The 17,865-nt window shown below is 39.3% G+C and carries 12 protein-coding genes; all 12 read right to left on the bottom strand.

All coding sequences use genetic code 11. From position 1 onward, the window contains the following. Positions 1-59: 59 nt before the first annotated feature. Complete coding sequence (locus tag DV740_RS12240) at positions 60-1,913, bottom strand: polysaccharide biosynthesis protein (protein WP_118088196.1); 1,854 nt, start codon at positions 1,911-1,913, stop codon at positions 60-62. A 77-nt stretch (positions 1,914-1,990) separates the two neighbouring features. Then, positions 1,991-3,556, bottom strand: a complete 1,566-nt coding sequence (locus tag DV740_RS15275) for a glucosaminidase domain-containing protein (protein WP_118088195.1) — start codon at positions 3,554-3,556, stop codon at positions 1,991-1,993. Between the two features lie 7 nt (positions 3,557-3,563). After that, positions 3,564-8,006, bottom strand: coding sequence for a glycosyltransferase (locus DV740_RS12230; protein ID WP_118088194.1), 4,443 nt, complete (start codon positions 8,004-8,006; stop codon positions 3,564-3,566). A 19-nt stretch (positions 8,007-8,025) separates the two neighbouring features. Next, positions 8,026-9,444 carry a hypothetical protein gene (locus DV740_RS12225; RefSeq protein ID WP_118088193.1) on the bottom strand — a complete coding sequence of 473 codons (1,419 nt, stop codon included), beginning with the start codon at positions 9,442-9,444 and terminating at the stop codon, positions 8,026-8,028. 1 nt (position 9,445) lies between these two features. Beyond that, positions 9,446-10,369, bottom strand: coding sequence for a class I SAM-dependent methyltransferase (locus DV740_RS12220; RefSeq protein ID WP_118088192.1), 924 nt, complete (start codon positions 10,367-10,369; stop codon positions 9,446-9,448). Between the two features lie 24 nt (positions 10,370-10,393). Then, a complete protein-coding gene (locus DV740_RS12215; protein ID WP_118088191.1) occupies positions 10,394-11,704 on the bottom strand; it encodes an ABC transporter ATP-binding protein in 1,311 nt (436 codons plus the stop codon). A 13-nt stretch (positions 11,705-11,717) separates the two neighbouring features. Then, a complete protein-coding gene (locus DV740_RS12210) occupies positions 11,718-13,130 on the bottom strand; it encodes an ABC transporter permease (protein WP_242988682.1) in 1,413 nt (470 codons plus the stop codon). Positions 13,131-13,163: 33 nt separating this feature from the next. After that, entirely contained in the window at positions 13,164-13,754 is a 591-nt protein-coding gene (gene rfbC, locus DV740_RS12205; RefSeq protein ID WP_118056508.1) for a dTDP-4-dehydrorhamnose 3,5-epimerase, read from the bottom strand. A 42-nt stretch (positions 13,755-13,796) separates the two neighbouring features. Beyond that, on the bottom strand, positions 13,797-14,675 hold the full coding sequence (gene rfbA, locus DV740_RS12200) for a glucose-1-phosphate thymidylyltransferase RfbA (RefSeq protein WP_118056509.1): 879 nt from the start codon (positions 14,673-14,675) through the stop codon (positions 13,797-13,799). Positions 14,676-14,885: 210 nt separating this feature from the next. Beyond that, positions 14,886-15,971 (bottom strand): dTDP-glucose 4,6-dehydratase, encoded by a 1,086-nt coding sequence (gene rfbB / locus DV740_RS12195; protein ID WP_022244503.1) that lies wholly within the window; start codon positions 15,969-15,971, stop codon positions 14,886-14,888. 105 nt (positions 15,972-16,076) lie between these two features. After that, positions 16,077-17,018 (bottom strand): glycosyltransferase family 2 protein, encoded by a 942-nt coding sequence (locus DV740_RS12190; protein WP_118088190.1) that lies wholly within the window; start codon positions 17,016-17,018, stop codon positions 16,077-16,079. 16 nt (positions 17,019-17,034) lie between these two features. Further along, positions 17,035-17,865 carry a glycosyltransferase family 2 protein gene (locus tag DV740_RS12185; protein WP_118088189.1) on the bottom strand — a complete coding sequence of 277 codons (831 nt, stop codon included), beginning with the start codon at positions 17,863-17,865 and terminating at the stop codon, positions 17,035-17,037.

Here is a 17,865-nt window from a genome sequence, read left to right as displayed (position 1 = left end):
CTATTTTCTCTAAACACTATACTTCACCTTTTCATTCTTCAAATTATTTGTAAAAATTTTTAATTTGACTTTATCTGATATGTAGGCACTATCTCCTTTACTACCCTTCGTATATCAGAAGGTTCTTCCACTACATAGTCCCTAAGATATTCTAACTGTTTCATAAACATTTCTTCATCTAATTCAATTGGTTTACCTATATGAATCAACTTGTTTGCAGTATCCTGCATACCTTCTTCTTTCATAAGCATCTCTTCATACAGCTTCTCACCTGGTCTAAGCCCTGTAAAGATAATTTTTATGTCCTCATCTGGTTTATGACCAGATAATAGAATCAAGTTTTTTGCCAAATCTAAAATTTTTACCGGTTCACCCATATCCAGTACAAAAATCTCTCCTCCTTTAGCATAAGCTCCTGCCTGAAGGACCAATGATACCGCCTCCGGAATTGTCATAAAATATCTGATGATGTCTGGATGAGTTACCGTAACCGGTCCACCTTCTGCAATCTGTTTTTTAAAAAGTGGAATAACACTTCCATTACTCCCGAGTACATTTCCAAAGCGAACTGCAACAAACTCTGTCTCAGAACGTTTATCATAGGTCTGTATAATCATCTCGCAGATTCTTTTTGTTGCCCCCATAATATTCGTTGGATTCACAGCTTTGTCCGTAGAAATCATTACAAAACGTTTCACCTTCCACTTATCCGCAGCCTGAACCACTTTCCATGTCCCAAGTACGTTATTTTTAACCGCTTCATTCGGACTATCTTCCATTAACGGCACATGTTTATGTGCCGCTGCATGGTAAACTATATCCGGACGATACATTTCAAAAATCTGATCCATGCGTTTTGTATTTCGCACAGAAGCAATTAAAACAACCAAATTCAAATTAGGGAAATTGTGTTTTAATTCATTTTGAATATCATATGTAGTATTTTCATAAATATCTACAATAACAAGCATTGCCGGATTATGTGCAGCAATCTGTCTGCATAATTCACTTCCGATAGAGCCGCCACCTCCAGTTACCATGACTACCTTATCAGATACATATCCCATAATAGAATCTAAATCTATCTCAATTGGTTTTCTTCCAAGCAAATCATTAATATCAACATATCTGAGTTTACTAATACTAATATCTCCATTTACCAACTGATATACACCTGGGAGTCGTTTCAATTCACACCCCGTTCTTTTACAAATATCTAAGATTTCCCTTATCTCGCTCTCCTTAGCAGTTGGAATTGCAATAATAATTTCATCAATCTTTTCTTCCTTTGCCACAACTTCTATAAGTTTACGATTTCCTATAACCTTTATCCCCCGGATATAGTTTCCAATCTTTTTTTTATCATCATCTATTACACACACAGGTTTCATATCAATATATTTACTACTTAACATTTCACGAATCAATGCTTCCCCAGCTGCTCCGGCTCCAATAATCATAACTCTTTTTCTACTTGCCTGTGTTGCACGTCGTTGCAAAAAGGAACGTAATACACGGTATGAAAAACGACTAATTGCCACCAATATCATTAACACTATTGTAAAAATTGCATAAAAACTTCTCGGCATTGGAGTCATTTTCTCACGGTTATCACTAAATATCAGCAAAAGATTCATAAATCCAACTGTAACACTTGCACCCACTACATTTACCAGTTCAGTAACACTCGCATATATCCACAAGCTTGAATACATATGAAATAAGTAAAATATTACAACTGTTCCAATCAATGTAAACGGAAGTACCTGCAACATAATCGTTTTATAAGAATCCGGTATTGCTGATAACTCAAAATCAAACCTTACTAATAAAGCAGTATAGCTTGCCACTATTACAGCAAATACGTCATATATCATTAATCCTATTCTTCGTATCCATAATTGTTTGTCCATTGGTATTTTATCCCCTTTTTCTTTCTTAATGTTAAATTCAAATATTATTTTAATATATCTGATTTTTCCTACATCACCTATCGTCCCTCTATTGCTCCATAATTTATATAATGCATATAATAGTCCTTCCAGTCATTTCCGAATGCCTGCTGCAAGTCTGCATATTTATTCCGATAAGCAGCTACATCAAAGGTTGCGTTTCCCCTTCTTCCTTCTCTCATTCCATAATTTATAAAATGCGCAAGGACTGCTCTGTCATCATTTCCAAAGGCCGCTCTTATATCCGGATAAAGATTGATATAATAATTATAATCGTATACAGAAGAATAATCCACCCCATTATATATAGTCAACGGGTTAACCAGTTCTGTCACGCCACTGGTTACACGTTTTTCCGACTTGCCAGCATATAGATAATGCAGATAATACTGTCTTAAATCCATTCCAAAAGCTGCCCTAAGATCAGAATACGCATTCCGATAAGAATTTATATCAAATGCCTCATTTCCACGCCGCCCTTCGCTCATTCCATAATTAACGAAATGGGAAAGCACTGCTAGATCATCATCTCCAAAAGCTGCACGGATATCCGGATAGGTGTTGATATAATACGCATAATCATATACCGCCGAATAATCCACACCATTGTATACCGTTACCGCATCAAAATTATCAACCGGTCCGGATGCAATTCTGTGCTCATTCTGTCCGGAATAAACATAATGAAGATAATACAATTTTAAATCATTTCCAAATGCCATTCGAAGGTCTTTATAACGTCGTTTATAAGAATTTACATCAAAATATACGATTCCCTGACGCCCTTCCTTCATTCCATAGTTTAGGAAATGTGAAAGCAGGCTGTCCGAGCTGCCACCACAGGCTGCTGCCACATCCGGGTTATGTAACATGTAATAATCCGGATTATATACCGCTTCATAGTTCACTCCCTGATACCAGGTGGAATAGGTAGAATAATTCCGCATTCTTGCTATGTAATCATTGACAATGCTGTTTCCGTAGCCCCATGCAGTTGCCCAGCCGATTCCCGTTGGATTCTCATGTTTTCCAAGCCATTCTACATAAGGAGCACTTCCTTTATTTACCAGACTGTATCTCGGATCTACTACTTCCTGATTCAATGAAGCTGATGTTGCATATGCTTTCAGATGCTGCACCTGTGCCCGGATTCCCATCCGGACGGTTGGAAAGCTGTTTCCCGGATTGCCTCCACCGGTTGCACCCAGACCTGCAAAGTTAAACTGTTCAATATGAACATCTCCTCTATACCGGAGGAATCCGGTCTCTTTCATAGCCTGGGCAAATGCTACCTCTGCCCTTACGCCTTCTGCATTACATTCTTCCATATACATCATGCAGAATACATAGATGTTCGGTGCATCTGAATTGGCATAAAATGCCGGATATGCCTGATTTGCCTGATAATAATTAATCATCTGGCCAATAGTTACCGTCGTTGGTCCCATAATACTATATCCACCGTCATAATATGTATTTATCGTCGATACTACGCTCTGCGGCTTTTTTTCCGCCGCCTGCACGGTATTTACCGGCAGCACCATGGCACATAACAGTACTGCTGTCCACAAATTCCGAAATACTTTCTGTAACTTTCTCTTCATTGTTTTTCTACGCTTCCTCTTGTAACTCTGATTCACTCAACTGCTGATAATATACTTTTCCATTGTGCAGATTCCTCTTAACAATGAAAATGGCCGCATCCTTTCCTACATTTGGAATCTCTGCTGCAAATCCACACAGATAAATATTTTTGTAGTGCGGCATGGATAACGCTACATCATAGCGTTCCTTTGCCTGTGTGGAACATACTCTTGCCTTGTCACCTTCTACAACCAGAATCTGTGTCTCGCAGTTAATATTATCTACATGTTCTAATACTGCCCAGCCTTTGATACTAAAAAGCTCTTCAGTACGCTTTACGCCATCGATTCTGTGCAGTATCTGTTTTTGTTTCCATCCTGCACGTTCTTCCAATGCAATATCACGTACCACAGTTCCTTTTAATTCCTGTCTGCCGCTCATGACATCCAGCCATCTTATAAAGACTTCTTTTTGATATTTCTGCATAATACCAATGGTATACGCATGAAGATTCATTGAAATCTGGTTTCGGTCTACCCGGCAGCGGAAGCCTGCCAGATAATTGGTGTTTCCCAAAGACTGTGCAACATCCTCACGGAATACTTTTTCCATCTTACACTGATAGATTTTTCCCTGCTCGGAGCGAAGCAGCAGATAACGTTCTGACGCATTATCTCTCTCTGCGTCTTCTCCCTGACACCAGCCTTCAATGGCAAAATCTTTATTGTCTGCTATTTTATCAATGCAGACTTTGAAATCACTTTTTACTTTTTTCGGATAATGCTTCATCCACTCACAGATGGCATATTCCTGTTCTTCCTCTTCTACATTGATACTGAAATCCACTTTGTTCTGGGTTAAATTATCATTGTAGAACGGGTCTTTTCCTTTCAGCTTCGGATGCTTCGCGTATAAGCGTTCTCTCTCTTTCAGCAATCTCTGCTGCTTTTTCTCATCCACATCATCAGAGCCACGGCTGATAGATTCATAATGATACATTGGAACATCATTCCGCACGCTGTTGTAATAGCCCTTTTCGTACAATTTAAAGCAGAAATCTACATCATTGTAAGCAACAGTCAGTTCTTCATCCAGACCGCCTACTTCTTCATATTTGCTCTTCTTCACCATTAGACATGCTGCTGTTACTGCAAGCCAGTTATAATTCACACGGTTTCTGCCAAAATAATAGATATTGGAATCTGAAAATCCTATCTCACTGTGAGACGGCCCTATCTTAAGATTTGCAATTCCAATATGCTGGATAATGTCGGTCTCCGGATATAACAATTTCGCACCGACTGCTCCGGCATAATCAAGGGATGCCTGTCCCACCAGAAGAGACAGCCACTCTGCACGATACACTTTAATATCATCATTTAAAAGCAGAATATATTCTCCATCCGATGCTTTCACTCCCAGATTGCACATCTTCGAGAAATTAAAATTCATCGGCTCATAAACATAGGTTGCCTTCTGTTCTTCCAAGTAGTTCTCTATCTGTGCTTTATTCTCTTCGTTACTGCCATTGTCCACTACAATAATTTCATAATTTTCATAAATGGTGCACTGCTTTATGGAATCAATACACTGCTTTAATATTTTGAAATTATCCTTGGACGGAATGACAATACTGACCTTCGGATTACCCTCTGCTTCATAGCAGACTCTGTACTGATACATGTCACTGACGAATTCCACGGTTCCCTTTAATCCGCGTCTTTCCAGCGTTTCTTCTTTCAGGCGCTTCATCGCTTCCAGTGCATATGGCTTTGCCTCCATTTTTGCTGCAATGGATTCTGCCCGTTCACGCCAGTGATATAATACTTTCTTCACATGGCCAATCCGCTTATAATCCGTCAGTTCTGTAAAGCGCAGGGTAAAATCATAATCCTGTGCTCCATTATATTCCGTACGCAGTCCACCAGTCTTGCGCACCAATGCGGTACGGTATATTGCAAGATGGTTGGTATACATAATCGAAAAGAAGGTATCCGGTGACCAGTCCGGCTTGAAGAACGGAGAATGTCTTCTGGTTCCGTCCTCTGTCAGCTTGTCCTCATCACTGTAAATGAAATCCAGCTCCGGATTTTCGTTGATTAATGCCACCATTTCTTCTAACGTATTTAATTCTATTACATCATCACAGTCCATAAATGCGATGTATTCACCACTTGCTTTTGCAATTCCATCATTTGTTGCTTTGGAAATATTTCCATTTTCTGTACGATAGATGACATGAACTCCCGGTGTGGTTTCATAGCTGTGCAGCACTTCACGCACGGACTCCCATGATGAGAAATCATCCACCAGCCATAATTCCCAGTTCTTATAAGTCTGTCCGATAATGGAATCGATACAGGCTGTCAGCATGTCATCCGGCACATTATATACCGGCACTACAAATGAAATGAGCGGATTTTGCTCAAAGGTTCTTCCTGTAACGATATTGGTCTCATTTTCTTTGATAAAGCGCTGGTATGGATCTTTATTTTTGTGCTTTCTTTCTTCTTCCAGGAAATCAGCCGTAACTTTTCCATACTTCTTTAAATCTTTTTCATAAAGACTTTCTTTTGCCTGTTCTGCATCATCTGTTTCCACATCCTTATAATTCAGATGACGGTCCTGTGCAATCTGCTTTTTTAACTTTTCATCAATGTCCGGTCTCTTGAACAAGCCCTCCGCCCAGTATATTTCAATCTGTGGATTTTCTTTATATGAAGCTTCATCCAGTTTTGCGATATATTTTACAATTGCCTTCTGATTGGCAAATCCGTCTACATTGGCGATATTTCCTATTGTAACTGCTTCCTTTTCTGTCGGCTCATGAATCAAACGTAAAATAGCAGTCACAGCATGCTCCTGTTTCACCTGAATCTTATACTTCTCCACAAAGTCAATAGAGCGCTCCACAAAAGTAATAATACCCTGGCTGATTGCCTCTTTATATGCAGTTTCTTCCGGTATATCCTCTAATACTGCCCCTCCGTCTTTATATTTATAAACAGAGTTCATCGGCGCACCAAAGAACAATTCCATAATGACAATGGAATCCTTCATTTTATTCTGCAGATTATAATTTTCATCATAGTTAAACAGATAGGTCTCAAATTTTCTTCCGTTTAACTGGCGTTTACTCTTCTCTGTATTTAAAATTCCGGTATAGAAGAATTTATTTTTTTTCTGATAATCGACACATTCTAAGAAACGATCCAGAAGATACTGTGAGGAACCGTTCCAGCCACAGTCAAATACAATACTGTCTACGTCAAAGAAACCTTTTTCCTTAAAATACTGGTATGCTTCCTGTCTCTCTTCTTCACATTTTTTCAAGAAGGCTGTCTCATTTAATGTATACAGCTTCTTTACCTGTTCCATTTCTTCCCGTGTATGAATAATTTCATCTACACTTTCAAAGCCAGCTTCCTTTATGCTGTCCTGACAGATTTCAAGCACTCCAAGATATTCTAACACTTCTTTTATGGTCTGTCCTAATGTAAATGGGGGAAGAATCTGCATGGTTTCTTCGTCTAATTTACGGATTCCAGCCAATAACAAGGCTCTGCGGGAAGTCATCAGATATTCTGTCTTCTCATCGGTATATTTTCCAAACAACTGATAGAGATTATAACCATCTCTTGCAAGGAAAAATATCTTCTCATATTTTTCCCTTTTCAGACAGCTTTTTAACCAGGTGAATAAACCAAGATAAAGCGGTCCACCCACTTCTGCACCTAAATTTTTCCAGAATTCATAATGCTCCTTGTGAATACAGTTCTTTACTCCTTCGTCGATGCTGAACGGAAGCATGTTTTTATTATCTGCTTTTTCCTGTGGATAATGATAGGTCTGGAATCCCGCTTTCTGGGCATTTACCACATCAGATTCCCAGTTGTCACCGATATGTATGATTTTCCATGCAGGAACTCCTTCTTCCTTCTGCACCTGCTCGTACAAATCTCCGCGGAATTTTGTATGCATCTCATCTGCAGAATCATAGATTTTATCCATTTCATATCCGCATTTTTTCAATACTTTTCCTAAGAAATCCTTCTTTAAATACATATCACTTGTTGCTATCACACGCTTGCCCGCTGCTTTGGAAAACTCATAAATTTCTTTCATTTCCGGATTTGCAACCAGTGAATCATATTCCATTTCAAGCTCTGTCTGCTTTACTTTCTCCCAATCCATCTCAAGCCCGGAATGTGTCTTTATATAATCATAAATCTGATCCATAACCGCATGAGGCTGGTTCCATTTTTCTTCTGCTTCCATACTTGCCTGCCGCTGCATTTCCTGACGGATATGCTCATAATCCTTAATGCCGCAGACATCTCCAACCAGCTTAAATATGGTTTCCGGTGTATTTACAATTCGTAAAATCAGCGTATCAAACACATCAAACGATACCACATCTGCCTGTTCTATTTTTTTCTTTAATTCTTCAAAGCTTTCTCTATTACTCATAGTTGTTCTCCATTAGCTATTACCGATTTCTATGTAATATCCTGTTTTTCCAATTGCGTAATTTATTTTTGAATCTGTACCAAAGTCCATTCTTATGATACATCAGTTCATCTTCCCTTATCATAATCAGTTTACGCATTTCATCTATCTGCCTGCCCTGTTCTTCCAGCCGGATTATGCCCTGTTTCTGTTTCTCTTCATATTGTGCAATCTGCTCATTCAGCTCTTCGATTTCATTTTTCCGCTCTTCTGCAGTCTTTTTCACTTTCCCATAATCATAGAACTTGGTCACATCGGAAAGTTCTGTGATAAGAGCCGTTGTGGCTGCCACCATACATTTTATTTCAAGATAGGAAATTCCTTTTTCTATTTCAACGAGAATCTGTGGATCTTCCTCTTCAAAGAAAATACTCTGCTTAGAAAGCCACCGTCCGTTACACCACTTGATTGCAGTTTTCTTTCCGTTGGAATCCTGTATGGATTCTATATAGACAACGCATTTTCCCATACTTGGGTCAAAGCGCACTTCTTTCTCATTTTCGCTGACAGGAATACGTATTTCTTCCATCTCCCCTTCATCCGTATGCGGAATAAAATAGGAATTCTGTTCTGAAAATCCTTTTCCACTGTTATAATAAACCTGCATCCTGTCCTTTGCTTCTGTTTCCGGATGTAACACCGCGCTAAATGGAATTGCTTTTGTTCCTAGATACTCTGTCATATCCCGGACTGGAATCTTTCCACCAATGACATACTTTTGGAAATTTGCTTCCATCTTCCGGAATTTTTCTTCCTCTTCTTCCGTAATCGAAACTAATTCCATTAACTCCTGCCAGGTAAACAACTGGCTGACATTCTGTTTTAAAAACCAGTAAAGAATACTTCTGTATATTACAAATTTCTCTGGAATAAGAAATGCAAAGCTCCACTCATAATCAATTACTTTCCAGCTTTCGGCATCTATCATAATATTTTCAAATATCAAATCGATATCTGTTATTTCCGCAGCAGAACTCTGCTCTTTTTCAAATGTTGCATCTCCGAAAACTTTTCTAAATTCCTCTGTTACATGAAAGATTGCTTTTGGTTCTATTGATGTTATCCGGTTGCAATAATCCCGTACCAGTTCTTCTATTCTGTCTTTTTCACCCTGTTCAATGTAGTTTTCTAATATTGCAGATAACGCAGTTCCTTTCACAAACTCAAACGCTGCCGCCTGTGCTTCCATCTGACAGGCTGCAACACCGAAAACATTCTGATACTGCCTCTTAAGCTTCAGATAGTTTTCATAAACGCCCTGCACATGATGGATTCCCTCTTTTTCCACCGGACGTTTGCGGATGCTCTTCTTTCCATTTTCATCTTTCAGTATTTCCGTACATATTGCAAATTCATCTGCACGATCATTTGAATATTTTGCGAATACTACTGTTTTCATGCTACTGCTCCTTTTTGATAGATACCATAAACGAATTGGAAAATTCTGAAAATAGCCCTTCTTTTATTACCGTTCCGAATGCCTTTTCTTCATCAAACATAACATAGCGGTCCCGGTCAAAATTACGGATATTCATCGTAAGTTCATCTGTTTTTGGAAGATATTCATCAGAATAAATCGCCATTGGAAATTTATAATCCGGATATGGATAATAGAATTTCCAGGAAATCCCCTCTATTCCCCTCAGTTCCTCTTCCAGTTCTTTTTTTGAAAATGTGCGGACATTATCTTCCCCCGGATAATCTTCAATTCCCCGGTAATAACCACCATAATAATCATCCTGGCAGCCCGCCCAATACTTCATTCCCATTTTATTTTCTGTAGCAAGAAGCAGTTCTCCACCGATTTTCAAATGTTTTAACAGTTCCAGAAGAAAGGTTCTATATGCGTCTTCTGAATTCTCATAATAGGACCTGGCATATTTCCATTCTCCAATCAGCGTAATGTAATCATAGCTGCCGAGTTTATCTTCTACTTCCGGATAATTTCCCAGGATTATTCTGACATTATCTTTTTCAGCGTTCCATGCTGCATTCATTTCGGCTCTCGTTTCCGATGTTTCCACGCAGGTAACGTGTGCTGCCTTTTGTGCCAGTGCATCCGTAAGCATTCCTGTATCCGCACCCACTGCAAGCACTTCTGCCTGTCCGGAAAACGGATACCATTCTATGATATTCTTGCGGAGTTCCGACAAATAGAATAAATAATTATAACTCTTACGTTCTTTTATCACTTCCTGCAGGCTGTCTTTCCCATAATGTTTTATGTCCTCTAACATCATTTTATCCGGAACCGCTTCCCCAAACACAGGCTCTGCCTGATATCTGCTTCTGTCAATTTGAACTTTCCCACAATTTTCTGTCATTTCCGCCGTCTTTCCTTTATCTTTTTACTCATCTATCTTCTCTACTGTCGTAACAGAATTCATATCATAAAAACCTACGGTATTCTTATCTGAAACCACCGTCACATTGCATACATCATATAATCTGTGATATACCTGGAACTCACCGCCTTGATATCCGGTACAGCTCATAGACAGAAGGTATTCCCCTCCCTGCAAAAACATATCCTGCTCAAAGGTTGCCACATAGGTTTCCCCAGCTTTTGCCAATGGAACATCCTTCTTTTCATACATGGTATTGGTTCCGGTTATCGCCACACCCTGGATATTCTTAAATGTATAAGTAAAGATCGGGTTCTGTATATCCTGTTTAAACTTCACCTTTGATTTCAGCCGGAAGCGGCTTCCTTTCATAATTGCACTGTTGTAATTCCCATTCTCATCTACAATTGCGAAATCAACTATTTCCGCCGCACCATTTCCATATTCATCCACATTTGGATTCAGATTATAATGATTCTTCCAGAGACCTTCACAAACCGCCTCTTTAATTTCTTTTTCTTCCTCTTCGTCAAATGCACTCATATCCATCTGATGTGCAGCTATCTCTTCTGCCTTATCCTGGTTTACCATGATACGTTTATACATGCCCACCATTTCCTTCGGTGAACCTTCTGCCAGTTTCTTTCCTCTGTTTAAAAGCACAACTCTGTCACAGTATTTGCTGATGCTGCCCAGATCATGGCTGACAAAAAGGATGGTTTTTCCCATTTTTTTAAAATCTTCAAATTTCTTATAGCATTTCGCCTGAAAGAATACGTCTCCTACCGACAACGCCTCATCGACAATCAGGATTTCCGGGTCAATGTTAATCGCTACCGCAAATGCCAGCCGTACAAACATACCACTGGAATATGTCTTGACCGGCTGATGCACAAAGTCACCGATATCTGCAAAATCAAGAATATCCTGCATCTTTGCATCAATCTCTTCCCTGGAAAAACCAATCATGGTTCCATTAAGGTAGATATTCTCAATTCCGGTATATTCCATATTGAAGCCTGCGCCCAGCTCCAACAGTGCAGAAATTCTTCCATCAATCTCTACATGACCACCGGATGGATTCAAGACTCCGGTAATAATCTTAAGAATCGTAGATTTTCCGGAGCCGTTGGTTCCGATTATGCCAACGGTTTCTCCTCTTTTTACATCAAAAGAAACATTATGCAGTGCATAATGTTCCTTATATAATTTCTTTCGTGTCAGGCCTAACGATTCCTTCAGTCTGTCTGAAGGTTTATCGTAAAGCTTATATAATTTACTTACATCATCTACTCTAATTGCTACTTCGCTCATATCCTATGCCTTCCTATAATACATCTGCAAAATGAATCTTCAACCGCTTAAATATCATGGTTCCGATACCGAATAATACCGCTGTCAGAAGCCAGAAGTATAAAGTCAGTGGTGCATTTTCCCAGAACCACGCCTTATTAATCAACGCATCCCGGTATCCTGCCACAATATAGTACATCGGATTCAGTTTGAATATGGTAATCAGCACTGGAGATAATTCCATGGTATCAATGTTCCACATAATCGGTGTCATCCACATCCCAACCTGCAGAACAATGTTAATCACCTGTGTTAAATCACGGAAAAAGATTACAATCGCACAGGTTGCATACACGATTCCCAATACCATAATAAACATGGCAAAGGTATAATACACAATCTGCAATGTATATAAATCCGGATAATAGTGATATGCACTATACAGCACCAGCGTAAATACTACGAAGAATACATGTACAAACAGTGCAGATACTACTTTCACAATTGGGAGAATACTTATCTTAAATACAACCTTCTTAACCAGATAGCTGTATTCAATCAGTGCATTGGTTCCACCATTTAATGCATCCTGGAAGAAGAACCAAGGCACCAGACCTGCGACCAGCCAGAGTACAAACGGAACATCAATTCCTGCTCTGGTGTTGATTCCGCCAGCCTTTAATCCTTTTTCAAATACGAACCAGTATACCACTACCGTTACAATCGGCTGTATAAATGCCCAGATAATACCAAGGTAGGAACCTGCAAATTTAGTTTTAAAATCATTCTTTGACAAATTCCAGAGCAGCTTTCTGTTCTGATACACTTCTTTCGGAAGAACAATCAGCTTTTTACCTGCTTTTAATGCAACAATAAGAATGATATCTAATACAACACACGCAAGGATTTTAACCAGAAGATACTGAAGCCACAGGCTGTCCTTTACCAGCTTCGCAATTCCCCAGTTCTCTGTATTCCATACCAGGTAAGGATCCTCTTTTTCTGCTGTCAGGTTAATACCGTCTGAAACATTATTCTGTTTTACTTCCTGCAGACGCACTGTTTCTGAAAAAACATTCTGATCTATTACCGCAGTTTTTCCATTACTTTCAATGGTTATGCCGGAAATAGTTGTCTCGGATGCTCCGCTTCCCAAATCAAAGCGAAGATATGAAGCATCTGCCGGCACGGTATATTCTAACGTTTTCTCTGTTCCAGCTTTTTTATAATTTACTCCGCTGCTTTGTTCTGCCTTGAAATCATCCGGCATTTTCTGCCCGTCTGTCAGATAGAACATCTCCATATAATTTTCTTCATCGGATGTAAGTGTTACCTTTACCGTAACCTTCTTCTCACTTAAAGCCGGTTCATATCTGAAAACCAGGATGTTCGCCAATATACCAAACAGTACCACCAGCAGGCTGGCTGCGAGTCTCTTCTTAGACATATCATTTACTCCTTATGTTACTTCAACTGTCTATCAGTCTTTCTTGCAGTTATTCTTATTCTCTGCATATGCCTTGATGCCATGCCATACTTTATCTTTATCGGATAAAATCAAGTCTGCCTCTGTCATTCCTTCCGGCATCGGCCAATCTACTCCGATGTCAGGGTCATTCCACAGAAGTCCGCCCTCATCGTTTGGATGATAGAAATCAGTAACTTTATAGCAGAATTCTGCATAATCACTTAATACGATAAATCCGTGTGCAAAATCCTTTGGAATGAAGAACTGTTTCTTGTTCTCAGCAGACAAAGTAACTCCAAACCATTTTCCAAAGGTTTCAGAACCTTCTCTTAAGTCAACTGCGACGTCAAATACTTCACCGTTTACTACACGCACCAGCTTGTCCTGTGGATAGTTTAACTGGAAATGAAGTCCACGAAGTACACCCTTCTTGGATGCAGACTGGTTGTCCTGTACGAATTCACAGTCAATTCCTGCTTCCTTGAAATCATTATAGTTATAGGTCTCCATGAAGTATCCTCTTGCATCTCCGAATACTGCAGGTTCAATTACTTTTAATCCTTTGATTCCATTACAGTCGTTTGTTACTTTGATTTTTCCCATTTTTCTCTTCCTCGCTTTTCTACAATAATACCCAACTCTATTTTATAATCCGTTAGCAACGTCCATCAGATACTGACCATATGCAGTCTTAAGTAATGGCTGCGCCAGCTTCTCTAACTGTGCTTTATCGATGAATCCTCTCTTGTATGCAATCTCTTCGATACAGGAAATATATAATCCCTGACGTTTCTGGAATGCTGCTACGAAATCTGCTGCATCAAGAAGCATGTCATGGTTTCCGGTATCTAACCATGCAAATCCTCTTCCTAAGGTCTCAACCTGAAGGGTTCCACGGTTCAGATATTCATTATTAACACTTGTAATTTCAATTTCACCTCTTGCAGATGGTTTTACATTCTTGGCAATCTCTACTACATCATTGTCATAGAAGTAAAGTCCCGGAACTGCATAATTAGATTTTGGCTGAGCCGGTTTTTCTTCGATTGACAATGCTTTACCGTGCTCATCAAATTCTACTACACCGTATTCTCTTGGATCTTTTACATAATATCCGAAAATGGTTGCTCCCGGCTGGCTCTCTGTACGCTCTGCTGCACTGCGAAGCACTTTAGAGAAACTCTGTCCATAGAAAATATTATCGCCTAATACCAATGCCACTGCATCATTGCCAATGAATTTCTCACCGATGATAAATGCATCTGCAAGTCCTCTTGGCTGTTCCTGCACTGCATAAGAGAAAGACATTCCCAGCTGGCTTCCATCTCCTAATAACTCCTCAAATACCGGAAGATCTCTTGGTGTAGAGATAACCAGCACCTCACGGATTCCTGCTAACATCAGTGTAGATAATGGATAATAAATCATTGGTTTGTCATATACCGGCATAATCTGTTTCGATACTGCCTTTGTCAATGGATAAAGTCTTGTTCCGGATCCTCCGGCTAAAATAATACCTTTCATGGAATAATCTCCTCCTTAATCATATTGTTTACGTTCTCCAACGCATTCTTTCACTCAATAAATCATTTAATTATAACATATTACATCGTATTTTTCATCTATATTTTCCTTAATAATTTCTGTAGTACCCGTGGAAATACTGGCGAAAACGCACAAAAAAAGCGGACAGGTCTTGTATTTTCCTATCCGCTTCTCTTTCTATACTTCTATTTATTTATCTTTATACATATCTGCATAATATTTCTGGTAGTCACCACTGGTTACATTGTTCATCCAGTCTTCATGCTCAAGATACCATGCAATTGTCTTCTTGATACCATCTTTGAACATGGTCTCCGGCTCCCAGCCAATCTCAGCTTTGATTTTGTCCGGAGCGATTGCATAACGTCTGTCATGTCCTTTACGGTCTTCTACATAAGTGATTAAGTCTTTGCTTACATTTGCTTTTCTTGGATCATCATCCGGAAGAATCTCCTGCAAGGTTTCAATAATGATATTGATGATTTCAATGTTACGTTTCTCATTGTGTCCACCGATGTTATAAGTCTGTCCAAGACGTCCCTGCTCCTGAACCATATCAATTCCCTTTGCATGATCATCTACATATAACCAGTCACGGATGTTCATTCCATCACCATATACCGGAAGTTTCTTTCCGTGTAAAGCATTGTTGATGATTAACGGAATCAGTTTCTCCGGGAACTGGTAAGGTCCGTAGTTATTGGATGTATTGGTAATATTTGCCGGGAAATGATAAGTATCAATATAAGATTTTACTAACATATCAGAAGATGCCTTACTTGCAGAGTATGGGCTGTGTGGCTGATATGGTGTTGTCTCATAGAAGAAGCTCTTTCCATCATCTGGAAGGGAACCATATACTTCGTCTGTGGATACGTGAAGGAATTTCTTACCTTCCTTGAAGCTTCCATCCGGAAGTTCCCATGCTTCTTTTGCGCAGTTTAACATAACTGCAGTACCCATTACATTGGTATGAACGAATACTTCAGGGTTTTTGATACTACGGTCAACATGACTTTCCGCAGCAAAGTGTACCACGCGGTCAATGTCATTTTCTGCAAACACTTTGCGGATTGCTTCTTTGTCTGTAATATCTGCTTTTACAAATGTATAGTTGTCTCTGTTCTCGATGTCTTTTAAATTTTCCAAGTTTCCTGCATAAGTTAATGCGTCTACATTGATAATACGAATCTCATTGTCGTATTTACGAAACATGTAGTGAATGTAGTTTGAACCAATAAATCCGGCTCCTCCAGTTACTAAATAAGTTCTCATCTTATTCTCCTCCTGATTTAAAAATCGTTTTATTATGGCACAGTCCTCATTTATTTGTCAACTTTTTAGAAGTTTGTGCACATTTTTGTACATAATTTAACAGTTCTATTCTTTATCCAGTCTTTTCTTTCTCTCTTCGATTGCCTGCAGTTCCATTTCAAAATCCTGCCGGTTCTTCTGTCCAATGGTCTGCAGGATAAGTCCCGAGAAGAATGCCTGGGTTGCTGCCAATATCGTAAAACAGCAAGCAAATAAAGTCGGGAAGTTCGGCACCATTCCGGTCTTTGCATATACTACCAATACCGGTATCAGGAAACCAACTCCAAGAGCAGCCAGTATAAATGCAATAATGCCAAAGAATGACATTGGCTTATAAGTCCGGTACAGTCTTGCAATGGTACGCAGTACCTTAAATCCATCCGAATAGGTATTCAGCTTGGATACACTTCCCTCCGGTCTGTCACGGTACTCAATAATCACATTGTCTACCTGCATATTCTTATCTGCTGCATGAATGCTCATTTCTGTTTCAATTTCAAATCCCTTGGATAATACCGGGAATGATTTTACAAACTGATAACTGAAAGCACGATAACCTGTCATAATATCTTTAATGTCCGTCCGGAAGAACAGATTAATGGATTTCCTGACCAGTGAATTACCAAAGTTATGGAATGGTCTGGTATTCTCCTGAAAATAGGTTGAAGAAAGTCTGTCTCCCACTACCATATCAGCTCCATGCTCTAATACCTGTTTTATCATCTCCGGTGCTGATTCTGCCGGATAGGTATCATCTCCATCTGTCATGATATAACATTCCGCATCAATCTCACGGAACATTCTTCGAATAACATTTCCTTTTCCCTGCTGATATTCATAACGTACGACCGCACCGGCACTTCTTGCGAGCTCGTCCGTTCCGTCATTGGAATTATTATCATATACATAAATAACAGCTTCCGGAATTACCCGTTTAAAATCCTCTACTACCTTTACGATTGTTTTACTCTCGTTATAGCAGGGAATCAATACTGCAATTTTATCCATTTTAGTCCCCTTTCGCTTATTTATGCACAAACAGTTTCAGATATACAGATGCCGCAAAGCAACGGAACTTCCGGATCATTACACTGCGTCTGATATCTTTCGGTGTCAGTTTCAAGCGTTCTTTGTTTTTCTCCAGTAAATGCAGATGTTCCTCTACATATACTTTTGTTTTTTCCTTGTTGCCCCCCATAACTTCTCCGGTATTTGAACCTTTTCGCACACGGAAGAAATTCAGTGGTTCGTGTATGATATAAACATCGCCTTCACATGCCAGGGAAACAAAGAAATCATAGTCTAAGATATAGGTATAATCTGTATCAAATCCTCCGATTTTCTCTGCCACATCTCTCCGGAAAGTATTTGCCTGTGGTGCTCCGAAATAATCCTGTGAAAAGAAGCCCTTCCGGCTGATTTCTTTTCCATCTACCAGTCCGCTCTTCTTATAGCGTTTATAAAAGCCTTTTCCTTTTCCATTTAAATCAATCAGCTTGGTATCACTTTCCGCAATCACTGCTGTAGGATTTGCCTCTAAAGCATCTACTTCCCGCTTCAATGCATCCGGCGATAAAATATCATCTGCACAGACAAGCTTTGCATATTTACCGGTGCATAAGGAAAGACAGCGGTTCCAGTTTCCTGACATTCCAAGATTCTTATCATTATGATAAAGCTTAATCCTCTCATCCCCGATTTCCTGAATCAGTTCATAAGTATTATCTTTTGAATTATCATCCACAATTACAAGCTCTATATTCTGATATGTCTGATTTAAAATTGAATCAATCGTATCTTTAATGTATTCCGCATTATTATATGCCGGAATACATACGCTTACTAATGGTTCCAT

It is taken from the genome of Roseburia sp. AF02-12 (assembly GCF_003461765.1).
Taxonomy (GTDB): Bacteria; Bacillota; Clostridia; order Lachnospirales; family Lachnospiraceae; genus Roseburia_C; species Roseburia_C amylophila.
This window is presented reverse-complemented; position numbering and strand designations above follow the sequence as displayed.

Bases quoted from the DNA above. Each gene is read 5' to 3' on its own strand.
- DV740_RS12240 (WP_118088196.1), bottom strand. From the start codon at position 1,913: ATGGACAAACAATTATGGATACGAAGAATAGGATTAATGATATATGAC.
- DV740_RS15275 (WP_118088195.1), bottom strand. From the start codon at position 3,556: ATGAAGAGAAAGTTACAGAAAGTATTTCGGAATTTGTGGACAGCAGTA.
- DV740_RS12230 (WP_118088194.1), bottom strand. From the start codon at position 8,006: ATGAGTAATAGAGAAAGCTTTGAAGAATTAAAGAAAAAAATAGAACAG.
- DV740_RS12225 (WP_118088193.1), bottom strand. From the start codon at position 9,444: ATGAAAACAGTAGTATTCGCAAAATATTCAAATGATCGTGCAGATGAA.
- DV740_RS12220 (WP_118088192.1), bottom strand. From the start codon at position 10,369: ATGACAGAAAATTGTGGGAAAGTTCAAATTGACAGAAGCAGATATCAG.
- DV740_RS12215 (WP_118088191.1), bottom strand. From the start codon at position 11,704: ATGAGCGAAGTAGCAATTAGAGTAGATGATGTAAGTAAATTATATAAG.
- DV740_RS12210 (WP_242988682.1), bottom strand. From the start codon at position 13,130: ATGTCTAAGAAGAGACTCGCAGCCAGCCTGCTGGTGGTACTGTTTGGT.
- rfbC (WP_118056508.1), bottom strand. From the start codon at position 13,754: ATGGGAAAAATCAAAGTAACAAACGACTGTAATGGAATCAAAGGATTA.
- rfbA (WP_118056509.1), bottom strand. From the start codon at position 14,675: ATGAAAGGTATTATTTTAGCCGGAGGATCCGGAACAAGACTTTATCCA.
- rfbB (WP_022244503.1), bottom strand. From the start codon at position 15,971: ATGAGAACTTATTTAGTAACTGGAGGAGCCGGATTTATTGGTTCAAAC.
- DV740_RS12190 (WP_118088190.1), bottom strand. From the start codon at position 17,018: ATGGATAAAATTGCAGTATTGATTCCCTGCTATAACGAGAGTAAAACA.
- DV740_RS12185 (WP_118088189.1), bottom strand. From the start codon at position 17,865: ATGGAACCATTAGTAAGCGTATGTATTCCGGCATATAATAATGCGGAA.